The sequence below is a fragment of the Saccharopolyspora sp. NPDC000995 genome (assembly GCF_053599315.1).
Genome location: NZ_JBSFLZ010000232.1, coordinates 1 through 4767 on the forward strand (window position 1 = coordinate 1; position 4767 = coordinate 4767).

Here is a 4767-nt window from a genome sequence, read left to right on the forward strand (position 1 = left end):
GACCTACCACCTGTCCCGAGAACAACACAGCAACCACCCCACCCACACCCTCCACACCGCCGCCTAAACCTCACTCCAAAAGAGCCACACCCATTGGATATTGTCGGTGGGTGCCGTTGGCCGACGGCCGGGAGTGCAAGGTGCTCACCTGCATCGACGACCATTCCCGGTTCGTCGTCGCGACCGTGCTCGCCGTTGGTTTCTAGGGAGTCAGTGGCAGCACAGGGCGATGAGCAGTGCCAACAGCACCGGGGTGAGGATCAGTGAGATTGCGCCGAGGATGTGGACGTGTCCGAAAACGGCCGCGATTGCCAGTAGGACGTTCAGGGTGCTGGCGATGAATCCTGCGCTGAGCAGGGCGATTCGCCGCTGGGGCACCGTCGACCGGGGCCGCTCGGCGATCGAAGGTGCACGGTCGCCATGGAATTGTGCATCCGGTCGAAGGTCGTCGGCCAACAACTGTACGAGTGCCAGGGGAACGCCGGTGGAGCGGGCGATCTGGACGGGGTCGTGGCCTCGGCGTAGCTCGGCTGCGGCGACGCGAATCCGCATGCTGGGTTGCTCATCCGCCGTGGGGTCATGCCTTTGTCGGCTGCCGTGGGTTTCGTTGGGTGACATGGGGTTCTCCTCGGTGTGAGGTTAGGTGCGTTGAGGTGGCTCGGGTTGCACTTGGTCGTCTTCGGCCTGTGTCGTGCGTGGTTCGGGTTCGCGCATGCGCCAGTTGTCCGGGACGGTGGCTTCCAGCGCGTCGTCGACGGTGATGACGCCGAGGATCCGGTCGGACTCGTCGACCACGGGCAGCGTGAGCAGGTCGTAGTCGGTCATCAACAGTGACACCGTGATCAGATCTGCGGTGGGGGTGACCCGCACCGGTTCGGCCTCCGCGAGTTCCTCCAACCTACTTGTGGGGTCGGCCTGTACCAGGGTGACCAGCGAGGCCGCGCCGCGTAGGCGCTGCTGATCGTCTAGGCTGTAGATGGTGGTCAGCGCCTCGGTCTGGAGGTTGCCGGAGACCCGCACCCGGTCGAGGGCCTCCTCGACGGTCGCGCCCGTGTGCAGGGCGAGGAAGTCCAGACCCATCAGGCCGCCGGCGGTGGTGCGGTTGTAGCTCAGCAGCGCGGTGACTTTGGTCCGCTGCGCAGCCGGGAGCAGGTCCAGCACGGGCCGCCGCCGATCCTGCGGCAGATCCAGGATGGCGTCGGCAGCATCATCGGCCTCCATGCGCGCCACCACGGCCGCCGCCTCAACGTCGCTGCGGTCGCGCAACAGGCGGGACTGCGCGTCGTCGTCGAGCTCCTCGAAAACGTCGGCTTCCAGCTCCGGATCGGCGTGTACCTGGGCGAGCAGTTCGCTCTGCTCCTCCTGAGAGGCGTCTTCGAGCAGGTCAGCGATCTCCGGCGGCTTGAGCCGCCGCAGTCGCGATGCCGGCGTGCGGGCCAGGACCGAGGGCTGGTGCCCGATGAGCGCTTCGAACGCCTTCCAGTCCCGCCCACGGGACCGATCCGACTCCTCTTCATCCTCCGTGCTCGGTTTGCGCAGGTGGTCGAGCACCTGGCGCCACAAGCTACTCGGACGCGTGTTCACCCCGGCCACGACCCACCCGGCGTCGGTCTGGGCGAGCGCCAGATCGGAGGCCCGCACCAAGCGCGCCTGCGGGATGTCGATGAGCCGGTGGCCGAGGATGTCGGCCGACAGCAGCACCTCGCCGGGACGACGCTCGAACTCCCGCAGATCAACCTTGGCAGTGACCAGCTGAACATCCTCGGTGTGCCAGTCGGTGACCCGCTCCGCGGGGATGAAGATCCGTCGGCCACCGATGTCCGCGACCAAACCGGTCACCAGCGGATACTCCGCACCGCGCAGGCGGACGATCACATCGGCCAGCCGCCCGAGGCGCTGTCCCTTAGCACCGAGCACGCCACGCTTGAGCAACAGCGACAACGACAACGTGCGATGCCGTTCGGGTTCGGTTTCACGGCGCTGGCGTGGTGTGGGGCCCATGACCAGGTTCCTTTCCTAATTGGCCAGTATCACCGCCGCGGTGAAGGCGACCAATGGCCACCCGCGGCGCGCCAGCAGGTCAAGTCAGCGCGAGTTGGACGACGCGGACGACGACCATCACGACGGCGATGACCAGATAGGCCCGCAGCACGGTCAACCCCAGGCGTCTGCCACTGCTCAGCTTCGGACGCTGCAGCAGCATGAGCGGCGGCATCCGCCACGTGGGGCGGAGCTCTTTATCCTGTGGGGCGGCCTTGGTCTCCACCTCTTGCGGGTGACGACGCCGGTAGACCGACCAGAACACCGCGGTCAAAATTGCCAACCCCGTACCGACACCCAGGATGGTCACGATCGCGGTGCTCGTGATCCCCGGGAACACCACCGCCGCGGTCAAAATAATCGACAACATCACCAGCACAGCGATCACCGCCGAAGTGAAGATGTTCAGCTTGCGGCCATTGACCCACGGGCCGAGAACTGCCCGGTCGTTGCACAGCAACAGCAGGAACACCGTCGCCGACGGCAACAGCACACCCGCCAGCGTCTGCACACCCTCGGTCAACAACCCCAGCGGACTACCCGGGATGATCACGATTACCGCCGAAGCCACCAGCAGACCCGCGAAGATCGCGTAGAAACCCTTGGCCTCCCTCGGACTGCGGTGCAGCGAGTGCCGCAAATTCATCACGTCACCGATCGCGTATGCGGTGGACAGGCTCACCGCTGCCGCCCCGATGATGCTCGCGTCGATCAACGCAAACGCGAACAGCACCCCCGCAGTCTGGTTGACGTATTGACCCAAACCTGCCGCAACACCGCCCGCGTCGGTGAACTGCCCGAACTCCGGCCGACCGGCGAACGCAGCGGCGGTGAACGCCATCATCGCGCCCGCCCCCATGACCACGACCACCAAGCCGATCACCAGGTCGATCTTCTCGTAACGAACAAACCGCGGCGTGATCCGCTTGTCGATGATGTAGGACTGCTGAAAGAACAACTGCCACGGCGCCACCGTCGTCCCCACAATCGCAATGATCAGCAGCATCACCGTGGACAACTCGGCACCCCCGGGTAAGGCGGGCACCACGAAGTCGTGCGCGATCTGGCCCAACGGGGGGTGGGCCATCACCACGATCGGCACCAACAACAGACTTCCGGCTACCAGCGCCAGGCACACCCGCTCGAACCGGCGAAAGGAACCGGTGCTCGCCGCAGCGATCACCACCGCCGCCGACACGAGCACCCCCAGCACTCTTGGCATGCCCAAAAACGACAGGCCGAGACTCACACCGATGAACTCCGTGATGATCGTCAACGCGTTCAGAAGGAACAGGTCGATCACGCTGAACGCGCCCCAGAACTTCCCGAACCGTTCCAGGATCAACCGGGCGTGCCCGACACCGGTGACCGAACCGAGCCGCACCACCATCTCCTGGTTCACATACAGCACCGGGATCAACAACAGCAGCGTCCACAACAGAGTCGTGCCGTAGTTCTGCCCGGCCTGGGTGTAGGTGCCATACGCGCCAGCGTCGTTGTCGCCGACCATCACGATCAGCCCGGGGCCGACGATGGCGACCAAGGTCTTTAGCCGCGCCGACAACCCGATCCGTGGACCCACATCCTCGCGGCGGATCGTCCCCAACGCACCCCGGATATCACCCACGTGCGCCTCGTCCAACACCGCACTCCTCGACGGCGGTGCCACAGCGCCTTCTCCGGTGTTCTTCTGCGGAGGCGGCGCCTTGTTCCCGGCAGACGCCACGATGGGGCCCGGCGGCGCGTCAGGACTTGGCGGTGCGTTGGGAACGGGCACATTGCTCTTGTCCGGCGGCGCGGTTGCCCGCGTGGAATCGGTGGTGGCGTCCTTCTTCGGGCCGGGGCTGTTCGTGCTGGGGCCGTTGTTGGTCACGGAAGTGTCCTTTCGTGCAAGACACCGCACACCATGCGTGGGCGGCGCCGGACCATCCATGCCACATCCACCCAAGGGACAGTCATCGCCGTCGGCTGAACGAGTCGGCGCGCCCCAACCGGACTTCGCACCACTCGGCGAAAGATGGGTTGCACCATTCCGGCGCTCGATAATGGACGTCAGAGCACCAAAAAGACCATGCAGAAACGTTGCAATCAGCGACTGCTGACGCGCATGAGGTGGATAGGGCACGCCGGATTTCGACTGTCATCGGGACCCATCTCTCACCTCCTCACCGCCAGGCACCAGCAGTACCACGTTATGATCCACACAGCGAGGGCGCTCACACCTCCAGGACCGGCGGCGTTTCGGGCACCCTCTCGTTAGAGCCTTAGCACTGCACGGCGTGACCCCGAAAACCGGGCAGTCAGCTGGGGCCACCCCTTAACTCGGGAACCTGTCCTGACCCGGAGCGTCTCTCGACGTTAAAGGTCAGTGGCCTATATCCGCGCAGGCGCCTCACCGAACGAGGTGCTGCTCCCGAGTAGACACCCCCATAAAAACCCCGTCAACACTTGAGTCCCGTCCCGAGCAGGAGGGCAGAAGCGTCAGCAGATTGTGCAGCTGCACTGCACTGTAGCGGGCGCGGGGTCGGGACTTTGTCAAGCCTCGTTCCACTCTTAGAGTTCCTAACAAAATGATCACTTGTAGTGCCTGAAGATCCTTCGTGGTCGATCATGGACTTGTGAGGAAGGGTGAGCAGCCGCCGTGGATCGTGCCAGACGAGCTGTGGGAGCGAATCGAGCCGTTGTTGCCGCGCTGGGAGAACGCGCTGCCTCGGCTGGGCCGCAAGC

General features: G+C 64.9%; 3 protein-coding genes and 1 riboswitch. All 3 genes read right to left on the minus strand.

Features of this window, described 5'->3' with window-relative positions:
• Positions 1-210 precede the first annotated feature (210 nt).
• The 3 genes from ACWDKQ_RS35145 to ACWDKQ_RS35155 all read right to left on the minus strand — a co-directional run bounded on the left by ACWDKQ_RS35145 (position 211) and on the right by ACWDKQ_RS35155 (position 3913).
• Positions 211-618 (minus strand): hypothetical protein, encoded by a 408-nt coding sequence (locus ACWDKQ_RS35145; protein ID WP_450143068.1) that lies wholly within the window; start codon positions 616-618, stop codon positions 211-213.
• Positions 619-639: 21 nt separating this feature from the next.
• Positions 640-2001 (minus strand): magnesium transporter MgtE N-terminal domain-containing protein, encoded by a 1362-nt coding sequence (locus tag ACWDKQ_RS35150; RefSeq protein WP_450143069.1) that lies wholly within the window; start codon positions 1999-2001, stop codon positions 640-642.
• Between the two features lie 79 nt (positions 2002-2080).
• Entirely contained in the window at positions 2081-3913 is a 1833-nt protein-coding gene (locus tag ACWDKQ_RS35155) for an Nramp family divalent metal transporter (protein ID WP_450143070.1), read from the minus strand.
• 369 nt (positions 3914-4282) lie between these two features.
• Positions 4283-4451: riboswitch (M-box (ykoK) riboswitch) on the minus strand.
• Between the last annotated feature and the right edge of the window lie 316 nt (positions 4452-4767).

What these genes read in the sequence shown, in the direction of transcription:
- ACWDKQ_RS35150 (WP_450143069.1), bottom strand. Translation starts at nt 2,001, where the DNA reads ATGGGCCCCACACCACGCCAGCGCCGTGAAACCGAACCCGAACGGCAT.
- ACWDKQ_RS35145 (WP_450143068.1), bottom strand. Translation starts at nt 618, where the DNA reads ATGTCACCCAACGAAACCCACGGCAGCCGACAAAGGCATGACCCCACG.